This is a genomic window from Glutamicibacter sp. AGC46, assembly GCF_053543715.1.
On record NZ_JBLVOJ010000024.1, the window covers coordinates 318,266 to 340,834 of the forward strand.

Genomic DNA, 22,569 nt, shown 5'->3' on the forward strand with positions numbered 1-22,569 from the left:
CCAGGCAGGTTCCACTTCGCCCTATCCAGCCGGCTGGCCGTTTTCACCCAGCACCGCGTCCCCGTCGGTATGCAGCGGGTTTTTCATCGTCGGCATCCACGCGCAGCGCGTCTGCATGCCCGACTCCGCTTGCCCATCCCTGACCAGCACCGTGCCCAGCATCCACTGCCCGTCGTCGGTGACTTCCTCCATGGCTTCCGGTCCGGCCAGGTAGCCCATCATTTCTTGATCGTCCAGAGGCATCTCGCTCTTGGCGTTCGGGGCAGAATAGACGGGGATCGACACGGAAATGGTGTCGCCCTTTGCCTCCGGGTGGCAGTATCCACCGTCGCCTCCAAGAGCGTCCGTGCGCACGAGGTAGTACTGGTCATCGCCGGAATACTGTTTTACGCCTACCGTTCGAACCTGTTCCAGCGGGCCATTTTCCGCGCAGGCAGTATTCTGGAAATCGCTGCGCAGGTACTCAGTGACGTTGACGCCCTGCGTGGCTGGCACCACGCTCGCAACGGTGGATCCGCAATTATGCGAATAAGCGATCTCGCCGGGAACCTGGACTGGCCCCTCCTCCGTCGCAACCCAGGCAACAAAGTGCTCCCAATAGGCATTGCCGGACGTGCTGATGAACGATGCGACGGCATCGTCTACGCCGTCGCCATCCAGATCCGCGTAGACGATCTTGCCCAGCTCATAGCTGTTGAATTCATCGCTGGCTTTCGAATTCTCAAGACGGATCTTCGAGGGTTTGCCATCGAGCGCCATCGGATCCATCCAGGTTGCGTTTCCAAGATCCGCATCTCGCAGGGATTCGATCCCAGGTTCTTCCTTGCTCGGCGAAGGAACTACCGTTGGCGTTGAGGATTCCAGGTCCGGCTCTGGTTCGCTGCACCCAGTGAGCAGCAGCCCAACCGCGGCCACCGTGCTGAAAATTCTTGCTCCACGAGATGCATTGATCATGTTCAGATGATAACTGAATATAAAAACGACTCATAAAAACTTGTGCCATCAAGACCGCTTGCGCGTAATGCTTGTTAAAAAACGCCAGCCTCGGACTTCACGATTGGAAGTCCGAGGCTGGCGCCAGGGTTTGGAGTCCGGGGACTAGAGTCCCAGCTTCTCCATCACGATTTCGCGCACGCGGCCGGCGTCGGCCTGTCCGCGGGTGGCCTTCATGACAGGGCCCATCAGCGCGCCGATGGCCTGCATCTTGCCGCCCTTGATCTTCTCGACCACATCAGGCATGGCAGCCATGGCATCATCCACGGCCTTGCCCAATGCATCATCGTCATTCACCACAGCCAAGCTGCGCTTCTCGACGATTTCGCTTGGGGTGCCTTCGCCGGCGATGGCGAATTCCAGCACCTGGCGGGCGATCTTGTCGTTGATCTTCTTCGCCTCGATCAGCGAGTTCAGCTCAACGATGGTCGCAGCGCTCACGCCCAGATCGGCGATGTCCTTGTCCGCGGCCTTGGCCAGGCGGGCGATCTCGCCCATCCACCACTTGCGTGCGACAGCGGCGCTGGCGCCAGCGGCAATGGTCTGCTCGATCTCGTCGAGCACACCGGCGTTGACCACGTCGCGGAATTCCTTGTCCGCGTAGCCCCACTCGGCCTTCAGGCGCTTGCGGCGCTCGGCTGGCGGTTCCGGCAGGCGGCCGCGCAGCTCTTCTACCCATTCGGCGGTGGTGACGATAGGCACCAGGTCCGGCTCCGGGAAGTAGCGGTAGTCATCGGCATCCGACTTCGGGCGGCCCGAGGTGGTCGAACGGGTGTCCTCATGCCAGTGGCGGGTTTCCTGGACGATCTTCGCCCCGGAATCCAGCACCGCCGCGTGCCGCTCGATCTCGAAGTGCACGGCGTGCTCCACCGCGCGCAAGGAGTTCACGTTCTTGGTTTCGGTACGGGTGCCGAACTTCTGGGCGCCCTTGGGCATCAGCGAGACGTTGGCATCGCAACGCACGTTGCCGCGTTCCATCTTGGCATCCGAAACGCCCAGGTTCTTCACGATTTCGCGCACGGCGGCCACGTAGGCTTTGGCCAGCTCGGGAGCGCGCTTGCCGGCACCCGTAATTGGCTTGGTCACGATCTCCACCAGCGGAACACCAGCACGGTTGTAGTCAACCAGCGAGTAGTCCGCACCCTGGATGCGTCCGGCAGCGCCACCCATGTGGGTCAGCTTGCCGGCATCTTCTTCCATGTGGGCGCGTTCGATCTCGACGCGGAAGACTTCGCCGTCTTCCAGCTCGATGTCCAGGTAGCCGTCGAAGGCAATTGGATCATCGTACTGGGAGGTCTGGAAGTTCTTCGGGGTATCCGGGTAGAAGTAGTTCTTGCGGGCGAAGCCGCACTTCTGCGCGATCTGGCAGTTCAGTGCCAGGCCGATCAGGATGGAGTACTCCACGGCGGTCTTGTTGACCACCGGCAGCACGCCGGGCAGGCCCAGGTCTACCGGGGTGACGTTGGTGTTCGGGGCATCGCCAAAAGCGTTCGGCGCGTCGGAGAACATCTTGGTCTTGGTGTTCAGCTCAACGTGGACCTCGAAGCCCAGGACCGGGTCGTAGCGATCCAGTGCCGTATCGAAGTCGACCAGTTCATCGGTGTAGTTGCTCATGGTGCCTAGGCCTCCTGCGCGATCGAAGCGGTGTCAATGGCTGGTGCCTGCGAGATCAGCGAGTGGCCCCACTGCTTCTCGAGCAGGGTTTCCAGTGCTGCGCCGGCACGGTACAAGCGGGCATCCTCGTAGGCCGGGGCCAGGAACTGGATGCCTACCGGCAGGTTCTCGGACAGGCCGCCCGGGACGGTGATGCCCGGAACGCCAGCGAGGTTGGCCGGGATGGTGGCCACGTCGTTGAGGTACATGGCCAGCGGGTCGTTGTCGTTCGCGCCCAGCTCGAAAGCAACGGTCGGCGCGGTGGGGGAAACCAGCACGTCGGCCTGCTCGAAAGCGGCCTCGAAGTCGCGCTGGATCAGCGTGCGGACCTTCTGCGCCGAGCCGTAGTAGGCGTCGTAGTAGCCGGCGGACAGGGCGTAGGTGCCCAGGATGATGCGGCGCTTGACCTCGTCGCCGAAGCCGGCGGCACGGGTGGAGCCCATGACGCGCTCGATGGTCATCGGGCCCTCTTCCGGAAGCACGCGGTGGCCGTAGCGCACACCATCGAACTTGGCCAGGTTGGAGGAAACTTCCGACGGCATGATCAGGTAGTAGGCGCCCAGCGCGTACTTGAAGTTCGGGCAGGAAACCTCGACGATTTCTGCACCGGCGGCCTTGAGCAGTTCCAGCGACTCGTTGAAGCGTGCTTGGACACCTTCCTGGTAGCCTTCGCCGGTCAGTTCCCTGATGACACCAATGCGCAGGCCCTTGATATCCCCGGTGGCGCCGGATTCAGCGGCGGCGACCAGGCCTTCGAGCGGGTTGGGCAGCGAGGTGGAATCCTTGGGATCGTGCCCGCCGATCAGTTCCTGCAGGTAGGCCGAGTCCAGCACGGTACGGGAGACCGGGCCGATCTGGTCCAGCGAGGAGGCCATGGCGATCGCGCCGTAGCGCGAGACAGCACCGTAGGTCGGCTTCACGCCGACGGTACCGGTGACGGCGCCTGGCTGGCGGATGGAGCCGCCGGTGTCGGTGCCCAGTGCCAGCGGAGCTTCGAAGGAGGCCACTGCTGCGGCCGAGCCGCCGCCGGACCCGCCCGGAATGCGGTTCAGGTTCCACGGGTTGCGGGTCACGCCGTAGGCGGAGTGCTCGGTGGAGGAACCCATGGCGAATTCATCCAGGTTGGTCTTGCCCAGCATCGGCAGCTTGGCAGCGCGGATCTTCTCGATCACGGTCGCGTCGTAGGGGCTCATCCAGCCTTCGAGCATCTTCGATGCCGCGGTGGGCGGCTGGCCCTTGGTGACGATCAGGTCCTTGATCGCGATGGGCACGCCGGCCAGCGGGTGCAGGGCTTCGGCCTGCGCGCCGCCGGCGGCACGGATGGCGTCAACTTCGGCTGCGACGGCGAGCGCTTCTTCGGCGTTCACGTGCAGGAAGGCATTCAGTGCGCCGTCAACCTCGGCGATGCGGTCCAGGTGGGCCTGGACTGCTTGAACGGAGGTGGCTTCGCCGGCGCGCAGCTTGGCGGCCAGCTCGGTGGCGGAAAGCTTAATCAGTTCGTTCACTTGGATTATTCACCATCCAGAATAGCCGGGACCTTGAAGCGGTCCGAGTCCGAATCAGGCGCGTTGAGCAGAACTTCTTCAATGCTCAGCGTCTGCCCCACCGTATCTTCGCGCAACACGTTGGTCAGCGGGATCGGGTGGCTGGTGGCTGGGACGTCGGAGGCGGCGACTTCGCTGACGGACGCGATGGCACCGACGATAGCGTCGAGTTCACCGGTCATTTTGTCCAGCTCTGCGTCGCTCATCTCGATGTGGGCAAGGTGTGCCAGATGCACAACGTCCTCACGGCTGATGGCAGACATGTATCTCCCTAGAATGGCGGTTGGGTTTCATAGACAAGTCTATCCCTTACGCGCCTGCCCCAATGCCTATATGCGGGGCATTAGTTATGCTGTGCGCAATACCAAACCACTCAGGTCCTGGCCGAGGGCGTTCTCCCAGATCCCGATAACACCGGCTTCGGCGGGATCGCCGGCTACCGGTTTGCGGATGATCACCGCGTCTTTGCCCCGGGTCTCGCCGCGGACCAGGATCCGCGGATCCGCGGTAAAGGACTCGGACCGGTGCTGCGGCGTGGCATTCCCGGCCAGCAGTTCACGCGCCTGGGCGATGAAAATGGGGTCGCCGGCGGCGTCATAGACAAAGCGGGTGCCCAGAATCGCGTGCTCGCTCGTTCCCAGGAGGTAGCGTTCCGCGCCGTCAACCGGGGCATCCCGATAGGTCAGCGGGACGTGGTAAATCACGTCAGAGGTATCGCTGTGGTCTGCGTAGAAGCTCAACTCGATACCGACTTCACCCTGCGGGTCTTCCAGGCGGAATCCGCCAACACTTTCAAGTTTCGGCGCGCCCTGGCCGGTGTAGAACTCCTGCTTGGCCAGCCAGGCTGCCACCAACTCGGTCTTGGTTGGAGACATGGTGGTGTTGTAGACGATTCCCATGAGCTTAGTCTGTCAATTGCTGGTATTAGGCACAAGTGTTGGCGCAATGGTTCTTTGGCCAGCCGATAGCTCCTACGATGGTTTCATGCACACACATGAGCCGTGGGATGAAGTTCAGCAGGCGCAGCAGTACGGGCAGAACCTGCTGCGAGATGCCGCCATTGAACTGCGCGAGTCCGAGCACGAGGACTTCTCGGTCATGGCCGGGTGGTGGAACGATCCGGCCTGGGCGGTGCTCCAGCAACGAACCATCAAACCGCGTCCCGGGACTCCGCTCGTGGAAATGTTCGCACAGTGGAGCGAGAACAAGCCCTCTTCCGGCGATGCCGGCTTCAGCATCTTCGAGCGCGGCAGCGGAACCTTCATCGGGCACATCACGCTGCATGGCGGCCAGTTGCCCCATCGCGCCGCTGAAATGGCGGTGATGATCGGCCCGGACTTCGTCGGCCAGGGTTTCGGCACCCGTGCCACCGCGTTGATGTCCGGCTATGGTTTCCGCGAGTTGGGACTGCACCGGATTAGCCTGTGCGTTGCCGCCTTCAACCAGCGGGCCATCCGGGCTTATGAGAAAGCCGGGTATACCCAGGAGGGGCGCCAACGCGAGGTGTACTTCCACAATGGCGTATTCCACGACCAGGTGCAGCTGAGCCTGCTCGCCGGCGAATACTTCGCCCAGCAGGGCTGAGCAGCACCCCGCGGTACTATTTGGCTGCTTCCTCCAGCATGGACTTCACCAGCGGTCCCGCCGTCTGGGCTCCGCCGTCTCCATCCTCGACGAACGCGGCAACCGCCAGATCGCCTTGGGCGGCGATGGCCCAGGCATGCGCGTTCTTTTCGCCGTCGTATTCGGCGGTGCCGCTCTTGCCGATGATCTTTCCGCTGCCTACTGCCTTCAGGTCCTCCAGGGTTCCGTGGTCCACGACCTCGGCCATCATGGTGGACAGCTGCCCTGCTTCCTCTTCGTTCAGCGTGGAAGCCGGCTTGGCAGGTGCCTGGGGTTCTGGCGCCAGGATCAGCTTGGGCTGCACCGTGGACTTCGCCTGGATCGATGCCATCACGGTGGCCATGCCCAGTGGCGATGCTTCCACCACGCCCTGGCCAATCATGTTCGCGGCCTGGGTGGTGCCTTCAGAATCTTCGGGCACCGAACCGAACACTGCGCCGGCACCGGTTCCGTCCTCTGCCAGCAAGCCGAGAGCAGCCGCGGCTTCAGCCAGGTTCTTGCCGCCAATTTCCGTTCCCTGATTCACAAAGACCGTGTTGCAGGACTGCGCGATTGCTTCGGATAGCGGGATGGTGCCTACGGCGGCAGCAGGATAGCCGTCATAGTTCTTGAAGCTCTTGCCATCCACCACCGTGGTTGCCGGGCACTTGACCTCGGTGCCCGGTGTCGCTCCGTCACGCAGCATCGCCAAGGCGCTCACGACCTTGAAGGAAGAACCCGGTGCATAGGAAGCTTGCAAGGAGGTGTTCAGCCCGGAAGAAACCGGGCCCGAGGAGGCCGCGAGGACGCTGCCGTCAGAGGGCCGAATGACCACGATGGCAGAGTTCGATTCGGCTTCGGCCAGCAGTTCATCCGCGGTTTCCTGCAGTCCGGTGTCCAGAGTGGTCTTCAGGTCCTTGCCTGCTACCGGGGCTGTGGTGATCAGTTCCGCCACCGCTTCATCTTCAGCGTTGTACTGCGATACCGAGACTCCTGCAGTTCCCGCGAGGGTGTCATTGTAGGCGGCTTGCAATCCTGATTGGCCTACCTGGTCACCGGCCTTGACCTTGCCTTCAGACTTCTCGATATTCTCGGCAGTGGCCTTGCCAACGCTGCCTAGCAGCGGGCGGGCGAAGGAGCGAGTGGGTGCCAAGGGCAGCTCGTCGTTGTGGAAGCCGGCACCCGGAATGCCCTTGATTTCCTCGTCGGTGACTTCCCGCGTTGCGTCATCGCGCAAGACAATAGCTTCCACCCAAGCTTTGTCGCCAGCGGCCATCACTCGTTGCGCATAGGCCTGTTCATCGATGTCCACGAGCTTGGCCAGTTTCTTCGCCGAGCTTTCCCAGTTTTCTTTTCCGGTGTGGGTCTTATCCATGCCAACACGAATCACCGGCCGATTGGAGACAATGCTTTCGCCTTCAGCATCGGTGATGCTGCCTCGTGCTGCAGGGTCGAAGGCCGCTTTGAGGTAGTCGCCGGTTTCGAACTCAGGGGCAAGAATTGACGGGTCAAAGCGCAGTTTCCAGGAATCGGATTCCTTGTCGAATTCCCACACAGCCTGGGTGTCGTAGCTCAGATCCGTGTCCGACTTGTCGATATCCCATACCGTGGTGATGCTCGCGGTAGCTGTCTTGACCCCATCTTGCTCTTCTTCGTCTTCGGCCACCGAACGAACGGTGCTCGTGTGCTTGATTTCGCCCATGGTGCCTAAGGCGGTTTCCTGGGCTTTCGCTGCATCTTCTGGGCTGGTCCCAGCGAATTGCACTGAGCCGAAATCGCCGCTATTCATGGCGGATACCAGTGCATCGGCCGAAGGCGCCGGGTCTGGCGCGCCAGCGCTGCAGGCACTTAGTGCGCCCATGGCCAGGGACGCAACGGACAGGGCGGCAACACTTCGGCGAATAGCACTCATGGCGCCATTCTATTCACGCGCTCGGACAGACCACAACGTGTGTCCGCCGAAGTCATGGGCGGTTCACCTGGATCCAGGCTGAATCCATCTTGGCTGCAGGCTATAGGCGTAGACAACCAATTCGATATCCGTGTTCGGCACAAACCAGTCGCGTTCGGGATAGTGGACAAATCCGAGGGATTCATACAGTCCCCGGGCAGAATCCCAGCTGCTGCCGGTAGTCAGGGAGACGGCATTGATTCCGGGAATGAGCCGGGCGCGCTCGATGGCGGCCTGCACCATGCTCCGGCCAACACCCCTGCGCTGCGCGGCCGGATCAACGCTGAGCATGCGGATTTCCAGCTCGTCCGCTCTGGCAATGTCCGCATAGTCGCTGCCCGCCCGGATCAAGGTCATGGAACCGATAATCTCTTCTTCCCGGCGCACCACGTAGATTTCGGTCTGGGCTGCACGCTCGGCCACCTTGCGCACGAAGTCCAGGTACTCGTTATCCGGGCTGTCGAAATGCCCAGCGGCAAAATAGGACTCTGCGGTCACCTCCCCCACACGCTGGTAGTGCTCGGGAGCAGCCAGTTCAATCGACAAGTCGCCAATGCTGGTTGAAAAAGTTTGCGCGTCAGTCATGATGCTCCAAGTGTGCCACGAGCTCAGATGGTTTTCTGCACGTCACCGAACCCAAGGCAAATGATGCTCTGGCTGAAATTTTTGCGGAGCAATTCTTCTCTGATCTGCAGTGATTCGCGGTGGGAATTAGCGCCTTGCGAATAACGGGGAGAAAAACTTGCCCGCAAGTTTGTTAATGGAGTTAACTAACCCTGTGACTTCCCCACGCAAGGACTGGAATGTGCTGTCGCACGGCAGCGCTATTTTGCCCTCCCATGGGAGGGAGAACAACCTCTCTCTGGTTCTGCAAACACTTTCGGACCAAGGCGCTTCGAGCCGTGCCGATCTGGCACGCGCTACCGGCCTGACACGTGTCACCGTCTCGGAACTGGTCGCGGAATTGATCAATCGCTCGCACGTCATTGAGACCGGGCAGCAAGAGCAAAAACGCCCCGGCAAGCCCTCCACCCTCGTCGATTTGAATCGCCCGGGGCTCAGGATCATCGGCGTGGACTTATCCGGCGTTGTCCCGTTCCGGGCGGCCATCATGGACCTGGATGGCGCCATCCTCAAGAAGTTTTCTGCCCAGGCACGCGAAGCAACCGGTGAAGCCGCGACGGTCCAGCTCCTGGAGCTGCTCGACACCGCACTAGCCGAATGCGACGCACCGGTTCTGGGCGTGGGCATTGGCTCGCCCGGTGTAGTGACCGATCGGGGAATTGTCGTCGCAGCCGAAAAGTTCGGATGGCGCGACTACGACCTGCGATCTGCGGTCGAGCAGGCTACCGGCCTGGCCGCTCATGTCCTCAATGACGCCGACTGCGCCATCCTTTCCGAGCACACGTTCGGCCAAGGCAGCGACCACATGATCTTGCTGCGCCTGGGGCGCGGTGTAGGCTGCGGCGTCATCACCCACAACACCCTGGTGCGCGGCTCGGATTTCGCCGCCGGCGAGCTGGGCCATGTCCGCCAGCGTGCGCAGGACACTGTCTTATGCAGCTGCGGGCAAATCGGCTGCCTGGAAGCCTATGCTTCCGTTCCTGCAATCTGGAAGTCCCTGGCCGAGGGGGAACCAAAGGAACAGCTGGATCAGCGGATCGCCGCGTATCTTGCTGGCGCACTTGCCCCGCTTCTTTCGGTACTCGACATTCGCGATGTCATTTTCACCGGGACCCCGGAAGTCGTGGATCAGCCTCTCGCGCAAGCGCTACGCGAAGCACTGGCCCTGCGCTCGCATACGGCACGCGCCGAGAACTTCCGGCTTTCGCTGAGCGAAGATCCAGAGCATCTGGTGCTCCGAGGTTGCGCGGTCAACGTGCTATTCCATGAACTGGGGATCACCTAGCGGGGCCGCCCGGTTTCTCCATACCTGTATTCCACTAATCATCACTGCCAAGATCGGAGAGTGCCCACCATGCGAGTGCTCATTGGTTCATCCCCTGAAGAAGTTGCACGCATCGCTGCCGACAACGTGTTGGCCGGCCTGGCCCACCACAGCGCTGGAGCCCCCTCGAATTTGGGGCTTGCCACAGGTTCGTCTCCGTTGGGCCTGTACCGTGAACTTTCCCGTGCGGTCCAGGAAGGCCGTGCCGATTTCACCGATACCCAGGGTTTCGCCTTGGATGAGTACATCGGGATCCCGGACACCCACGAACAGTCCTACCGCCAGACGCTGATCAACGAGGTCTGCAATGTCATCGGCTTGCCTGCCCGCTGCCTGCATGTACCGCAGGGCATGGCCGCATCCGTGGAAGCCATCGAGACGGCGGCCCGGGCGTACGATGCCTCCATCGCCCAGGCCGGTGGCATCCACGTACAGATTCTGGGTATCGGATCCAATGGGCATCTGGGCTTCAACGAACCAGGCAGCGCGCTGCGAAGCCGCACCCGCATCAAGCGCCTCGCGGCCAATACCCGTGACGACAACGCCCGGTTCTTCGACGGCATCGAGCACGTTCCCACCCACTGCGTCACCCAGGGACTAGGTACTATTCTTGACGCCGGCCGCTTGGTCCTGGTGGCTGTAGGCGCGGGCAAGGCCCAAGCCATTGCCGCTGCCGTAGAAGGGCCGCTGTCAGCTTCCTGCCCGGCATCCGTCCTGCAGCTGCACCAGGATGCAGTGGTAGTAGTTGATGAAGCGGCAGCCAAGGGGCTGAAACTGCGTGAATACTACGATGACGCGGCTGAGGAACTGACCGTCGTAGACCTCGTGGTCAGCTAAACCGCCCAGCCAATGGCATACTGAAGCCATGGCCGTCTACTTTGAATGCGTTACGCTTTGCGGTGCTTCACGTGCCGACCTCTTCGAGAAATCGCTCAGCATCGACGCGCACGCCGGTTCAATGGCCAATTCGCAGGAAAAGGCCGTGGCGGGGGTTACCAGCGGCGCTATCGGATTAGGCGAGCAGGTCACCTGGCGTGCCAAGCATTTCGGCATCCCCTTCCGGATGACCTCGAGGATTTCCGACCTGGATGCCCCGCACACGTTCACCGACCAGCAGGAGCGAGGGCCTTTCAAGTCCTTCCACCACGTCCATGAATTCTACGAGTCGGACCAGGGGACGTTGATGGTGGACAAGATCCGCTTCAGAGCTCCATTGGGTCCCTTGGGCTGGCTAGCCGAGCGGCTCGTGCTTGGCTGGTACCTGCCCAAGCTCATCCGGATCCGCAACGACTACCTGGTCAACGCGCAAGGCTAATCCTGCTCGCTAGCGGTCCTGTGGCTCGATGACCACAGCCCACTGGCGCACCGCGCAGGAGTCGGATTCCCCGCATTCTCCGGTCTGCGGCTGCGCCTGGACGATGACGGCCATCGGGCTGGGCAATTCACTGGCATCCACCGGAAGCACGTGGGTGAACGAACCGTCGGCGTTAACCGAGATTTTCAGATCCGGGCCTTGATCCAATATGGCTTCGCCCCGCTCCAAGATGACGGAGTACACGGTTGCAGTGCGGGACTGGAAGTTGGATCCGAGGGCTCATCGCCGTCGGCCTGCGAGGGGAATTATTGACGGCTCCACGTGTACAGTGGATTAGTCGCCACGACGGCAGTAAACCGCTACCCCTATCAAGGCCAATGACCCCGATGCAGCAGACCTCGACAGCCAGCTCACCTCTTGCGGTGCGAAAAATCGCCTTAGTGGTTTCGCACGTGCTCTCCCCCATTATCCTGGCCACCGTGTTGCTGTTGGCAACGCCATGGCGGGATTCCTCAGTGCGCTGGACCGAGTCGATTGTTGCCGCCTTGTTCACCACGATTATTCCGTGGCTGATCCTGGCCGGGGCGAAACTGCGCGGCAAAGTCACCGATATGCACGTGACCGTCCGGCGTCAGCGGCATGGGATCTATGCCTATACCGCAGGATTGATCCTGTGCGGCCTGCTCGTGCTGCGGGTCATGGATGCCGGTTCCGGGATCTTCCTCGAAGTGCTCAGCATCCTGCTTGGATTGGCGCTTGTTGCCGTGATCAATTTGTGGTGGAAGGTCTCGGTGCACCTGGCTGTGGGCACCTACGTTGTTTTGCAGGTGGCGGGACAGCAGGCCGAGCTGATGCCGCTAGTGGTGTTCTTCCTTGCGGTGCTTTCCTGGGCCCGGATCCGCAGCTACCAGCACACCGCCACACAGGTGTGCGGCGGTGTAGCTGTGGGCATCGCCATCCATTACGCGCATCAGTGGATAGCAGCTTTGCTTCCCTAGGCGCTAGGCTCCGCGAGCTTGGCTGGATCCACCAATCCGGCGTACTGCCAGCCCTGGTTGCTGCTGGGCCGGCCTACCTGGCATCCGGCTTCCTCCGCAATCAGCGCGCCTGCAGCCCAGTCATACTCCTGGGTGCCATATTCGGCGTAGGCGTCCAAAGACCCCTCGGCCACCAGGCACAGGTCCAGCGCGGCCGAGCCGAGTCGGCGCACATTGACGTAGTCCTGGAGCATCTGCCCGAGCACTTGGGCTTGGAACTGGCGGCGCTGGGAATCATAGCCGAAGCCAGTTGCCAGGATCCTGGTCTCGGATTCGGCCGGCCCGGTGAGCTGTGTGAGCTTCCCGGATCGCAGATCAAGCTTCCATGCACCCAATCCCTTTCCGGCGAAGTATTCCACCTGCAATGCAGGGGCGACGATGGCCGCGGCTACCCAGGTCTCGCTGCCATCCTCGTTGCGTTGGCAGACGCCCACCGAGGAGCAGTAATAGGCGATGTTGCGCACGAAGTTCGTGGTGCCATCCAGCGGATCAATGCTCCAGCGCAAGCCGCTCGGGTTCGCAGGCTTGGCACTTGGATATTCCTCGCCGGTCAGTTCGTCGTTGGGCCGGGAGGTCAGGATGGCCGCGCGAATTGCTTCCTCGGCGGCACGGTCGAAGTCGGTCACCCAGTCCCCGGCCGCCGATTTGTCGGTGAGGTTGAACTGCGATTCATCGCGGCGGTTGAGTACTTCGGCGCCGGCGGCGGCGGCCCGGCGGGCAACCATTACCAGCGGATCATGAGTCACTGCGCGGTCCATTTCTAGCCTTCCGTTAGTGCGGCGAGGGCTACCTCGCGCGCTGCGTCTGGGCCCTGTTCAAGCAGGACGCCGAATCCGGTTTCGTCCAGTACCGGAACACCCAGGGACTGGGCTTTGTCCAGCTTTGACCCTGCGGCTTCGCCGGCCACGAGGAAGTCCGTCTTCTTCGAAACGCTGCCGGTGGCCTTGCCGCCACGGACAATGATCGCTTCCTTGGCGGTATCGCGGGAATAGTGTTCCAAGGTACCGGTCACCACAATGGCCAAGCCTTCGAGGTTCTTGGTGATGTTCGCATCTTGCTCGTCTTCCATCTTCACCCCAGCGGCCTGCCAGGAGGAGACAATTTCACGGTGCCAATCCACCTTGAACCAGTCCACCAGCGCGTCGGCAATGATTGATCCGACGGAATCGATTTCGCTCAGTTCAGCCTCGGCGTTGCCCGAGTCAAGGACCTCGAGCAGGGCATCCATGGAGCCGTAGCGGGTGGCAATGGCCCGCGAAGCGTTCGGGCCAACGTGGCGGATGGACAGTGCCACCAGCACGCGCCACAGCGGGTTGCCCTTGGCCTTTTCCAACTCATCGAGCAGCTTCATGGTGCTCTTCGTTGGTTCTGACGGCTTCTTGGCGGTGGCCTTGGAGTAGAAGTACGGGACGAGCTCGAAAATGCCGGTGCCTTCCCCCTTGGAACGCTTTTCCCGCCATACCTTCACCTCGCCAAGCTCGTCGAGCATGTCCTTGAGGTTGAACAGTTCGGCTTCGTTTTTCAGCGGGCCGGGGCCAGCAGGCAGAATGATGCCGCCCTGGGTGGCAGGGTCCTCGCCCGGACCGCTGGTCAGGGCCGCCGCTGCTTCGTAGCCCAGTGCCTCGATATCAAGGGCGCTGCGTCCGCCGAGGTAGGCCACGCGTTCGGTGAGCTGGGCCGGGCAGGATTCAGCGTTGAGGCAACGAATGTCCACATCGCCTTCCTTGGCCGGCGCCAGTGGCTGCCCGCAGGATGGGCATTCGACAGGCATGACGAAATCACGCAGGTCATCGTTGCCGTCACGCAGTGGCAGCACCGGGCCAACAATTTCAGGGATGACGTCTCCCGCCTTGCGCAGGATAATGGTGTCGCCAATCTTGACGTTCTTCGCCTTGACGACTTCCTGGTTGTGCAGGGTCGCGCGGGCAACGGTGGAGCCAGCGACGAGGACCGGTTCCATCACGCCGAAAGGCGTCACGCGGCCGGTGCGCCCCACCTGGACCTGGATGTCCAGCAGCCTGGTGTGCACTTCTTCTGGCGGGTACTTGTAGGCGACAGCCCAGCGTGGAACACGCGAGGTGTAGCCCAGCTGTTCCTGGGTGGCCAGGTCATCGACCTTGATGACGATGCCATCGATGTCATGGATCAAGTCGTGGCGCTTCTCGCCGTGCTCGGCAATGTAGTCCTTGGCTTCCTGGCGGCTGCCGACAACGCGGCCGTAGGGCGAAACCGGAAGACCCCAGTTGCGCATCAGCTCGTAAGCCTGGGACTGTTCAGCAAGGTTGAAATCGCGGCTGCGGCCCAGTCCGTGCACGAACATGCGCAGCGGGCGCTTAGCAGTCTGTTCCGGGTCTTTCTGGCGCAAGGACCCGGCGGCCGCGTTGCGCGGGTTGGCCAGGGGCGCCTTGCCCTGGGCAATCAACGCTTCGTTGAACTTGTTGAAGTCATCGGTGGCAATGAAAACTTCGCCGCGGACTTCGAATTCTTCGGGCCAGCCGGTGCCGGACAACTCCTGCGGGATGTCGCCGATGGTCAGCGCATTGTGGGTAACGTCTTCACCGGTGGTGCCGTCGCCGCGGGTAGCTGCACGCACCAGCTTGCCCTGGCGGTAGGTCAGGTTCAGTGCCAGGCCATCGATTTTGACTTCGCACAGCCACTTGACCGGGGTTTGCGGGTGCAGGCGTTCGGCATTGACCTGGGCACGTTCGAGCCACGCTTCGAGTTCATCAAGTGAGAAAACGTCTTCCAGCGAGTACATGCGGCTTGCGTGGGTGACCGATGCGAAGGCGGCGGAAACTTCGCCGCCGACTTCCTGCGTGGGCGAATCCTGTCCAGCCAGGATGGGATAGGTTGCCTCGAGCAGCTGGAGCTCATGGAACAACGCATCGTATTGCGCGTCGGAGACCAGAGGAGCATCGTTTTGGTAGTACGCCTCGCGGTGGGCACGGATCTGCTCGACCAGCTGTTCATAGCGGGACTTGTCAGCTTCTGGCGGAACGTTGGTGGCCTCAACTGGTGTTACGTCTTTTTCACTCACGTATTCAATTGTGCCCCACCAGCGGACAGTTTAGCTGGCTTGGAGCCCTAGTTCCCAGGTGCGTCAATTTGCGCGGACTCGGCTGCCAGCACATCAAGGACAATCACCGCGATGTTGTCCCGGCCGCCAGCTTCCAGTGCGGCCCCGGTGAGAATCCGGGCCGCTTCGGTGCGGTCCTTGTAGTTCACCAGCAAGGTCTGCAAGATGTCTTCGGTCAGTTCGCCCGAGAGCCCGTCGCTGCACAGCATGTAGCGGTCGCCGATGCGCGGCTGCAAGACGGTGAGATCCGGCTGGCTTTCGGCGCCGGCGCCAAGCGCACGGGTAATCAGATTCCGGTGCGGATGATTGCGGGCTTCCAACTCGGTGATCTGCCCGGCATCCACCATTTCCTGCACGGCCGAGTGGTCACGGGTCAGCTGCTGCAGGGCGCCATCACGCAGCCGGTATCCGCGCGAGTCCCCCACGTTGACCAGCAACAGGCTCGGGATTTCATCGGCGACCACCGGAATCGGCTCGGTAGCTGGAGCCAAACTGGCGCGGTGGTTCTCCAGCATTTGCGGAGTGATCTTGGAGATGACATCAGTGTTCTGGGTCATCGCGAAACTTGAAGTCCAGGGCGGCACCGCGGCCAGTGGAGCGGTCACATTGTCCCGGCCTTTGCCCGGGGTCTTGATCTGCACCAATGCGCACAAGGTAGTGCCGCCACGTGATTCAAGCGCTTCGCGAATGCGGTCATCAGCCAGCTGCACCTGGCGCTGGACATCCGGCACGGATGGCAGTTTCCGAACCGACGTCTTATTGGCGAAGGTGCAGATTTCCTGCATGGTTTCCACCGCAAGCTGGCTGGCCACCTCGCCAGCTTCGTGACCGCCCATGCCGTCGGCTACCGCATACACGATGTCGTGAATCAGGATGCGGTCCTGGTTTTGCGTTCGTTTCCGGCCCACGTCCGTCAGCCCTGCCGCGGCGAGGATGAACGGTACCGGTGCTGGTTCTTTAGCCATTAGTCGATCACCAGTCCTGCTCCCTCGCCTGCGGAGAGCTCATAGGGTTGAATGTCTCCAAAGCCGCGCACCGCGGTGATTTCCTGGGCGGTGAGCACAAAGCGTGCGTCATTGCGCAGGGTGTTTGCGGTAATCGCGTCGGTCAGCACGGTGCCCGGTTCCGCCAGCGAGGTCAGCCGAGCCGCCATGTTCACCGTAGGACCATAGATATCGCCCAGGCGTGAGAGCAGCCGGCCCCAGACCACCGCGCCGCGGGTTTGCGGGAAGAGCTCGTCCTTGGCCAGCTCGCGCGACAGGGACAGCGCAATCTCGGCGCCGGCCTGCGGGGTTTCGGCCACGTAGAGCACTTCATCGCCAATGGTCTTGACCAGGCGGCCACCGCCCACGGAAATGACTTCGGCGCATTTGGCTTCGAAGCGCTGCACCAGCTGGGCCAGGGTGCGCTCGTTCATGCGGCGCGACAGCGAAGTGTAGGAGACCAGGTCGGCAAAGCCCACCGCACGGGCCAGCGGCAGCGGGGTGCCGCCATCTTCGTCGCCACGGTCTTGGTTGTAGGCAGCCACTCCGGTTTCCACCCGCAATGCCATGCGGTGCACGGCAGAGTTCAGCTGGCGGCGCCATGAGTAGAGCAGCAGGTCTTCAATCGCTGGAATGATTTCGGGCAGCAGGCCGAAAAGCTGGCGGCGCGCCTGGCGATCCGACATGTTCTGGTTGGCGATCATGTCCTCAACCAGGGCTTCGATCTGCCATACCACCATGCGGTCAGTCATCTGGCCAACCGAACGCATCAGGGAAATGGCGGTTTCTTCGGTCAGCTTGCCTTCGCGGACCATCCCCACCATGGTGCCCAGGGCTTCCTTGTCGGCCTGGGTGAAGAACACTTCATCATCGCTGAGTTCAGGGAAGCCGATGGCGCGCCAGAGCTTGCGCGCGGAGTGCAGGGAAACACCGGCCTCGGAAGCGACCTCGCGGCGACGGAATTCGCGTTGGCCGCCGATGAGCCGCCTTTCCAGTGAAGCGACGGTGTCGCGGACAGCGTCGGGGGTGTGGGCCGGAATGCGCAAGGGGCCTTCCATGGCCTGCGCAAGTTCGAAAATTGGATCCGACTCGGCCGGTGTGGCCACAGGGGGGTGCTGGCGGGCGCCGCGGACAGCCTCGGCGGCGGACTGCGGAGAGTCTGCTCGGGGTGTGTTGGTGTGCTCGGTGCTCATGCCCCCATGCCCTCACTGTTCGTCGTTTCGGTGTGCGCCGCATTCTGGTTGCTGCGCAGGTTCGCCATCGCCTCCATTGCCAGGGATCGGAAATACGGTACCGAGGGGACATGTGAGAGTCTCACGTATCCCTGGTTCAGCACGATATCCAAGGTTCCCGCACGCGTCATGGTGTTCTTCGCCTTGCTGTGCGCGACGAGGTCGCGAACTGTAAATAATCCTACAGATTGCAGCTTGCCATCGTTGTATGTGGGCCGGAACATGATCCGCTCGGTGGTCAAGACGATTTGGCTGCGTAGCCAGCGGGCCCAGGGAATCACGCTCCAGATCAGCACCAGTGCGGCCCAGAGAACCACCGAAACAACCATCCACACATTCGCATTGCCAGCTAGCCAGTCCGAGAGATCTTCCCGGGAGAGATAGCCCAACGAGAAGGTGCACAGGGCAGTCAATACGAGGAAGGCTCCCACGGGCTGGCGCAGCACTCGGGAATGTTCACGAGTTTTGATAATCACTCGTTCCCTTTCATGCAGCGGCAACTTCATCGTGTTGTTCCTCGCCCCTCCTGTTCTCGACTCCGTGCTTCGGTCATCATCTCCAATAATAGTCCCGGGCCAAGACCCAAGTCTGGTTAGGCATACTTTCCGTCGGCGCGCCGTACGTGGTGCACGTCCCCTGCCATCACGTGCTTTCGCTGCCCGGTTCCATATTCCAGAACCAGTGAGCCGTCTGCGCCCAACTCGACCGCGTTGCCAACCAGCGTGGATCCATCGGGGAATTCCACACGCACTTCATGTCCCAGTGTGGCCAGCTTGTCGCTGACGAGCTGGCGCAAAGATTTTCCATTATTTCCCGGCAGCGGCATCTGCGCAAAGCCGCCGACCCGGCGGAAACCCTGATCCAGTGCTGCGAATTGCTTCAGGTACTCAGCCAGCAGTTCGGTGCGGTCCAAGTTCTGGGCGCCAGCCAAACGCAGGGAGGTCGCGGTGGGCACCGGAAGCTCGTCCCGGTTCTGGTTCACGTTGATTCCGGTGCCAACCACTACCCCGTAGCCGTTGCCAGTTGGAACCATTTGCGCCAGTATGCCGCAGACTTTCTGCTCTCCGGCCAACAAATCGTTGGGCCATTTGATGCCCAAGGGAACGCCGCCGATATTCTCGGCGGCCCGGCTCCAAGCCAGGGCCGCAAGCATGGTGTACCAAGACAGGGATTCGGCAGGGAAGCTGGGACCGGGCACCGCCAAGACACTGACGGTCAGGGAGGACCCTGCCGGAGTTACCCATTCACGGCCCAAACGCCCTTTGCCTGCCTGCTGGTGATCCGTGAAGTACACGCTGAGGTGGCCGGCATCCCCATTGCCAGCCAGTTGCGCCAACTCGGTATTGGTTGAACCGGAGGTTGGCTTGATATTAACCAGCCCCAATCCCAGCTGCGCGGTGAGCTCGGTGAAGAGCCGGGAATCGAGAACTGCGCGGTCGGTGCCATGCGGGTTTTCCATACCTCCAACCCTATGGCACCGGCCGATGATTACGCTTAGTCCTGCCTCGTCATCTGCCTAGAGGAAGATGTCTTCAACCAGCGGGACTTCTGGGTTCAAGGTGTACTTCTCCAGGTCCGTCTCGCCAGCCAGCGTCAGCACCTGTCCATCCGTGAAGAAGTTTCCGCTGACTCCGGCTGGCGGGCTGGCAAGAATGGCCATGGCGGCATCTGCCACGACCGAAGCATCGCGCGCTCCCTGAACCATTTCCTGTCCGCCCGGCAGGTTCCGGATGGCTGCGGTATCGATCAGGGTTTCCGGCCAGAGCGAGTTCACGCCGACGCCATCTTCCTTCAGCTCTTCGGCCAGGCCAAGGGTGGTCAGCGACATGCCGTATTTGGCCATGGTGTAGGCCAAATGCCGTCCAGCCCACTTCGGTTCCAGGTTCAATGGCGGGGAGAGGGTGAGTACATGGGCATGCTCGGAGGCGCGCAGGTACGGGAGCGCGGACTTTGAGAGCAGGAAGGTGCCGCGGACGTTGATGTCCTGCATCAGGTCGTAGCGCTTCATATCAAGCTGATCGGTCTTGGCCAGGTTGATGGCCGAGGCGTTGTTGACCACAATGTCGATGCCGCCGAACTTTGCCACGGCCTCTTCCACCGCGCGCTGCACATCGGCGTCCACGCGGACATCGCCAACTACGGCCAGGCCCTTGCCACCTGCTTCTTCGATTTGCGCAACGGCGGTGTGGATGGTCCCTTCCAGTGCCGGATGCGGCGTATCGGTCTTGGACAGCAGGACCACATTGGCCCCATGCTTGGCTGCGGCCAGGGCGATAGCCAGGCCGATGCCGCGGCTACCGCCGCTCATCAGGATGGTGCGGTTTTCCAGGTTCCCGGGAACAGGTGCGATAAGAGTGCGCGATTCACTAGTCATGTGATATAGATTACGCGATAGTCCGCCACTAAGCTACTGTTCAGTAACTTATTCTGGCGTGCCACGCACCAGATATCGGGCCATTTTGTAAGATTCCTACAAACAAATGAGCTGTTTGCCCAGCTAGACTGGCTTAGTTGGCATTTTTCTTGTGCCATTCCTACACATTGAAGACAACTCGAGGGAGTCGAAGGCATGACGCAGGGCAGAACCGAGGCAGCCGAGTCAATCGACCTGTCCACCACCGCCGGAAAGCTTGCTGAGTTCCGCCGCCGCCAGAAGCTCTCTAAAGCGCCAAGTGGCGAAGCAGCGATTGAAAAGCAGCACTCCCGCGGCAAGCACACTGCCCGCGAACGCATTGAAATGCTCATGGACGAGGATTCCTTCGTTGAGTTCGACGCCCTCGCAGTCCACCGCTCCACCGCCTTCGGCATGGAGAAGAAGAAGCCATTAGGCGATGGCCTGGTCTCCGGCTACGGCACCGTCGATGGCCGCCTGGTGGCTGTCTACTCCCAGGACTTCACCGTCTACGGCGGCTCCCTGTCCCAGGTCAACGGCGAGAAAATCGTCAAGGTCCAGGAATTTGCGCTGCGCAACGGCTGCCCAGTTGTCGGCATCCTGGATGGCGGAGGTGCCCGCATCCAAGAAGGCGTCGCTTCCCTGGCCATGTTCGCCGACATCTTCCGCAACAATGTCCATACCTCGGGCGTTGTCCCGCAGATCTCGCTGATCATGGGCCCATCGGCCGGTGGTGCAGCGTACTCCCCTGCACTGACCGACTACGTGATCATGGTCGACAAGACCAGCCACATGTTCATCACCGGTCCGGACGTCATCAAGACGGTTACCGGCGAGGAAATCGACATGGAAACCCTGGGCGGCGCCCGCCAGCACAACGCCAATACCGGTACCGCCACCTATCTTGCGTCCGATGAAGAAGACGCCGTGGAGTTCTGCAAGGAACTGCTCGATTTCCTCCCGTCGTCCAACCTCTCGGATCCGCTGGTTGCCGAATTCGATGAAGAACTGGATATCACTGCCGAGGACCTGGAGCTCGATACGCTCATCCCGGACTCCGCCAACCAGCCTTATGACATGCGCACGGTCATCGAGTCGGTTGTCGACGACGAGCATTTCTTTGAAATGCAGTCGCTGTACGCACCGAACGTGATGATTGGCTACGCCCGCATCGAAGGGCGCACCGTGGGCATCGTCGCCAACCAGCCAATGCAGTTCGCTGGCACCTTGGATATCGCCGCCTCGGAAAAAGCTGCCCGCTTCGTGCGCAACTGCGACGCCTTCAACATCCCGATCCTCACCTTCGTGGACGTGCCAGGCTTCCTGCCGGGCAAGGACCAGGAATTCCAGGGCATCATCCGCCGCGGTGCGAAGCTGCTCTACGCCTACGCCGAGGCCACGGTGCCGAAGCTGACCGTGATTACCCGCAAGGCCTACGGCGGAGCGTACATCGTGATGGGTTCGAAGAAGCTGGGCGCGGACCTGAACCTAGCTTGGCCTACCGCGCAAATCGGCGTGATGGGTGCCCAGGGCGCAGTGAACATCCTCTACCGCCGCGATCTGGCCGCAGTGGAAGCCGAAGGCGGAGACGTCGAGGCCCGCCGCAAGCAGATTATCGACGACTACGAGGCCGAACTGCTCAACCCCTATCAGGCGGCGGAGCTGGGCTACGTGGATGCGGTCATCGCCCCGAGCGAGACCCGCTTCCAGCTGGTTCGCGGCCTGCGCGCACTGCGCGAGAAGCACGTTAGCCTGCCGCCGAAGAAGCACGGCAACATCCCGCTGTAAGCAGCAGTGCCTGCCCGCCTAGTACCAGCTAAAACCAATAAGGAGCACTCCCATGGAACAGAACGCTGCGTTGCCTGTTGCCCCGCAGATCCGCGTCACCAAGGGAAACCCCAGTGACGAGGAAGTGGCGGTAGTTACCGCGCTGCTCGCTGCCATGGGCAATACTCCGGCTCCTGCACCAGAAGCCGCAGAGCCCAAGAAGCGTGTAGCCCGGATCCGCAGGCGCCGGGCGCTGGCCCCGCGTTTGGGCTGGACTATTGGCCGGCGCTAAGGCCTGCTGAAAGCGATGGCCCGGAACGTTCCCTAGCGGAATTTTCCGGGCCATTGCTCTGTGCGGCGCCGCTGGCAACCTAGTCTTCGTCGGGAACTTCGAAGTCCAAGATGGCTAGGTCTGCACGAGTCACCAGATGCGAACTCACAGCGTGTTCCACCAGTCGCGCCCTGCGGTTGGTGGCCAATTTTCCAGGCCCCCCGCGCAGCCCGGCCACGCCGGCCTTGTCCAATTTGTCGCAGACGTTATCGAGTTTGCGATTGAACTTCGTAATTCCCCACCCCAGCCGGGCGGCGGCAGCGGCACTTGTGGGAATTGAACTCAAGCCAGTGCCTTCACGGCGCAGCATCGGCTCAGCCAGGACAACGACCAAGGCCCGCTGGGCACTGGTCAGCAGCACCGGGCCAATGGTGGTCTCGCCCGAAGCGTCGTAGTCCATGTAGGCCTGCCGGAATGCCGGCTGCGCAACATGAATCGATAGCTCGTAGGTGGTGGGACCGGCGGTGAAAACCACACCCACCCGGTTCAGCACCAGGGGCAGGCTCGATTCCGGCGAGAGCCAGGCCTGCAGTCCGCCGGTACGGTCAGCAATCGTCGCGGTCAGCCGGCTACCGACATTATTAAGCCACCACAGCCCGCTTTGCTTGGTAATCGTCAAGAAGTGCCGGTGCAAGTAGGGATTGTCGTCGATGGCCAGGTCGCCTTCTCGGCCGATGGTGAAGGGCTTGGCATCGTGGACAGGATAGTACTGTCCGCAGTACTCGATAGTTACTTCACTCATCTC

At 61.7% G+C, this 22,569-nt stretch carries 23 protein-coding genes; 7 read left to right on the forward strand and 16 right to left on the reverse strand.

Translation table 11 applies throughout. The features are described from left to right. Nucleotides 1-21: 21 nt before the first annotated feature. The 5 genes from ACNPM8_RS13560 to ACNPM8_RS13580 all read right to left on the reverse strand — a co-directional run bounded on the left by ACNPM8_RS13560 (nt 22) and on the right by ACNPM8_RS13580 (nt 5,089). Nucleotides 22-954 (reverse strand): hypothetical protein, encoded by a 933-nt coding sequence (locus ACNPM8_RS13560; protein ID WP_448940011.1) that lies wholly within the window; start codon nt 952-954, stop codon nt 22-24. Nucleotides 955-1,098: 144 nt separating this feature from the next. Further along, nucleotides 1,099-2,607 carry an Asp-tRNA(Asn)/Glu-tRNA(Gln) amidotransferase subunit GatB gene (gene gatB / locus ACNPM8_RS13565; protein ID WP_332594776.1) on the reverse strand — a complete coding sequence of 503 codons (1,509 nt, stop codon included), beginning with the start codon at nt 2,605-2,607 and terminating at the stop codon, nt 1,099-1,101. A 5-nt stretch (nt 2,608-2,612) separates the two neighbouring features. Beyond that, complete coding sequence (gatA, locus tag ACNPM8_RS13570; protein ID WP_448940012.1) at nt 2,613-4,151, reverse strand: Asp-tRNA(Asn)/Glu-tRNA(Gln) amidotransferase subunit GatA; 1,539 nt, start codon at nt 4,149-4,151, stop codon at nt 2,613-2,615. Between the two features lie 5 nt (nt 4,152-4,156). Beyond that, entirely contained in the window at nt 4,157-4,453 is a 297-nt protein-coding gene (gatC, locus tag ACNPM8_RS13575; protein ID WP_038989805.1) for an Asp-tRNA(Asn)/Glu-tRNA(Gln) amidotransferase subunit GatC, read from the reverse strand. A gap of 84 nt (nt 4,454-4,537) precedes the next feature. Continuing rightward, the gene (locus tag ACNPM8_RS13580; RefSeq protein WP_448940013.1) at nt 4,538-5,089 is read right to left on the reverse strand and encodes a maltokinase N-terminal cap-like domain-containing protein; all 552 of its coding nucleotides are present in this window, start codon (nt 5,087-5,089) and stop codon (nt 4,538-4,540) included. 85 nt (nt 5,090-5,174) lie between these two features. On the opposite strand from ACNPM8_RS13580, the gene ACNPM8_RS13585 reads away from it, so the two are divergent. After that, complete coding sequence (locus ACNPM8_RS13585; protein ID WP_448940014.1) at nt 5,175-5,774, forward strand: GNAT family N-acetyltransferase; 600 nt, start codon at nt 5,175-5,177, stop codon at nt 5,772-5,774. Nucleotides 5,775-5,790: 16 nt separating this feature from the next. Here ACNPM8_RS13585 and ACNPM8_RS13590 read toward each other — a convergent pair whose 3' ends face one another. Both ACNPM8_RS13590 and ACNPM8_RS13595 read right to left on the reverse strand, forming a co-directional pair. Then, a complete protein-coding gene (locus ACNPM8_RS13590; protein WP_448940015.1) occupies nt 5,791-7,704 on the reverse strand; it encodes a penicillin-binding transpeptidase domain-containing protein in 1,914 nt (637 codons plus the stop codon). 63 nt (nt 7,705-7,767) lie between these two features. Further along, nucleotides 7,768-8,328, reverse strand: a complete 561-nt coding sequence (locus ACNPM8_RS13595) for a GNAT family N-acetyltransferase (protein WP_448940016.1) — start codon at nt 8,326-8,328, stop codon at nt 7,768-7,770. Between the two features lie 193 nt (nt 8,329-8,521). On the opposite strand from ACNPM8_RS13595, the gene ACNPM8_RS13600 reads away from it, so the two are divergent. The 3 genes from ACNPM8_RS13600 (at nt 8,522) to ACNPM8_RS13610 (ending at nt 11,006) form a co-directional block, all read left to right on the forward strand. Then, nucleotides 8,522-9,652, forward strand: coding sequence for an ROK family transcriptional regulator (locus ACNPM8_RS13600; protein ID WP_448940017.1), 1,131 nt, complete (start codon nt 8,522-8,524; stop codon nt 9,650-9,652). 69 nt (nt 9,653-9,721) lie between these two features. After that, nucleotides 9,722-10,528, forward strand: a complete 807-nt coding sequence (locus ACNPM8_RS13605) for a glucosamine-6-phosphate deaminase (RefSeq protein ID WP_388024194.1) — start codon at nt 9,722-9,724, stop codon at nt 10,526-10,528. Between the two features lie 28 nt (nt 10,529-10,556). After that, the gene (locus ACNPM8_RS13610; RefSeq protein ID WP_388024102.1) at nt 10,557-11,006 is read left to right on the forward strand and encodes an SRPBCC family protein; all 450 of its coding nucleotides are present in this window, start codon (nt 10,557-10,559) and stop codon (nt 11,004-11,006) included. A 9-nt stretch (nt 11,007-11,015) separates the two neighbouring features. On the opposite strand, the gene ACNPM8_RS13615 is transcribed toward ACNPM8_RS13610, so the two are convergent. After that, on the reverse strand, nt 11,016-11,249 hold the full coding sequence (locus ACNPM8_RS13615; protein ID WP_388024104.1) for a hypothetical protein: 234 nt from the start codon (nt 11,247-11,249) through the stop codon (nt 11,016-11,018). A 197-nt stretch (nt 11,250-11,446) separates the two neighbouring features. Between ACNPM8_RS13615 and ACNPM8_RS13620 the strand changes: the two genes are divergently transcribed. After that, entirely contained in the window at nt 11,447-12,004 is a 558-nt protein-coding gene (locus ACNPM8_RS13620; protein WP_332487793.1) for a hypothetical protein, read from the forward strand. On the opposite strand, the gene ACNPM8_RS13625 is transcribed toward ACNPM8_RS13620, so the two are convergent. The 7 genes from ACNPM8_RS13625 to ACNPM8_RS13655 all read right to left on the reverse strand — a co-directional run bounded on the left by ACNPM8_RS13625 (nt 12,001) and on the right by ACNPM8_RS13655 (nt 19,708). Then, a complete protein-coding gene (locus ACNPM8_RS13625) occupies nt 12,001-12,801 on the reverse strand; it encodes an inositol monophosphatase family protein (protein WP_448937517.1) in 801 nt (266 codons plus the stop codon). The genes ACNPM8_RS13620 and ACNPM8_RS13625 overlap by 4 nt on opposite strands. A 2-nt stretch (nt 12,802-12,803) precedes the next feature. Then, nucleotides 12,804-15,080, reverse strand: a complete 2,277-nt coding sequence (gene ligA, locus ACNPM8_RS13630) for an NAD-dependent DNA ligase LigA (protein WP_448940018.1) — start codon at nt 15,078-15,080, stop codon at nt 12,804-12,806. A 47-nt stretch (nt 15,081-15,127) separates the two neighbouring features. Further along, the gene (locus tag ACNPM8_RS13635) at nt 15,128-16,084 is read right to left on the reverse strand and encodes a PP2C family protein-serine/threonine phosphatase (RefSeq protein ID WP_133833026.1); all 957 of its coding nucleotides are present in this window, start codon (nt 16,082-16,084) and stop codon (nt 15,128-15,130) included. After that, nucleotides 16,084-17,295, reverse strand: coding sequence for an adenylate/guanylate cyclase domain-containing protein (locus ACNPM8_RS13640; RefSeq protein WP_105657141.1), 1,212 nt, complete (start codon nt 17,293-17,295; stop codon nt 16,084-16,086). The genes ACNPM8_RS13635 and ACNPM8_RS13640 overlap by 1 nt, the downstream gene beginning before the upstream one ends. Next, nucleotides 17,292-17,840 carry a hypothetical protein gene (locus ACNPM8_RS13645; RefSeq protein ID WP_388024110.1) on the reverse strand — a complete coding sequence of 183 codons (549 nt, stop codon included), beginning with the start codon at nt 17,838-17,840 and terminating at the stop codon, nt 17,292-17,294. Before ACNPM8_RS13645 ends, ACNPM8_RS13640 begins: the two co-directional genes overlap by 4 nt. Nucleotides 17,841-17,926: 86 nt before the next feature. Next, nucleotides 17,927-18,793 (reverse strand): biotin--[acetyl-CoA-carboxylase] ligase, encoded by an 867-nt coding sequence (locus ACNPM8_RS13650; protein ID WP_388024112.1) that lies wholly within the window; start codon nt 18,791-18,793, stop codon nt 17,927-17,929. Nucleotides 18,794-18,850: 57 nt separating this feature from the next. Next, nucleotides 18,851-19,708, reverse strand: coding sequence for an SDR family oxidoreductase (locus ACNPM8_RS13655; protein ID WP_448940019.1), 858 nt, complete (start codon nt 19,706-19,708; stop codon nt 18,851-18,853). 195 nt (nt 19,709-19,903) lie between these two features. Here ACNPM8_RS13655 and ACNPM8_RS13660 point away from each other — a divergent pair, with 195 nt between their 5' ends. Further along, nucleotides 19,904-21,514, forward strand: a complete 1,611-nt coding sequence (locus ACNPM8_RS13660) for an acyl-CoA carboxylase subunit beta (protein WP_388024113.1) — start codon at nt 19,904-19,906, stop codon at nt 21,512-21,514. A 52-nt stretch (nt 21,515-21,566) separates the two neighbouring features. Beyond that, nucleotides 21,567-21,785, forward strand: a complete 219-nt coding sequence (locus tag ACNPM8_RS13665) for an acyl-CoA carboxylase subunit epsilon (RefSeq protein WP_105657136.1) — start codon at nt 21,567-21,569, stop codon at nt 21,783-21,785. A gap of 79 nt (nt 21,786-21,864) precedes the next feature. Here ACNPM8_RS13665 and ACNPM8_RS13670 read toward each other — a convergent pair whose 3' ends face one another. Continuing rightward, nucleotides 21,865-22,566, reverse strand: coding sequence for a hypothetical protein (locus tag ACNPM8_RS13670; protein WP_332503534.1), 702 nt, complete (start codon nt 22,564-22,566; stop codon nt 21,865-21,867). Between the last annotated feature and the right edge of the window lie 3 nt (nt 22,567-22,569).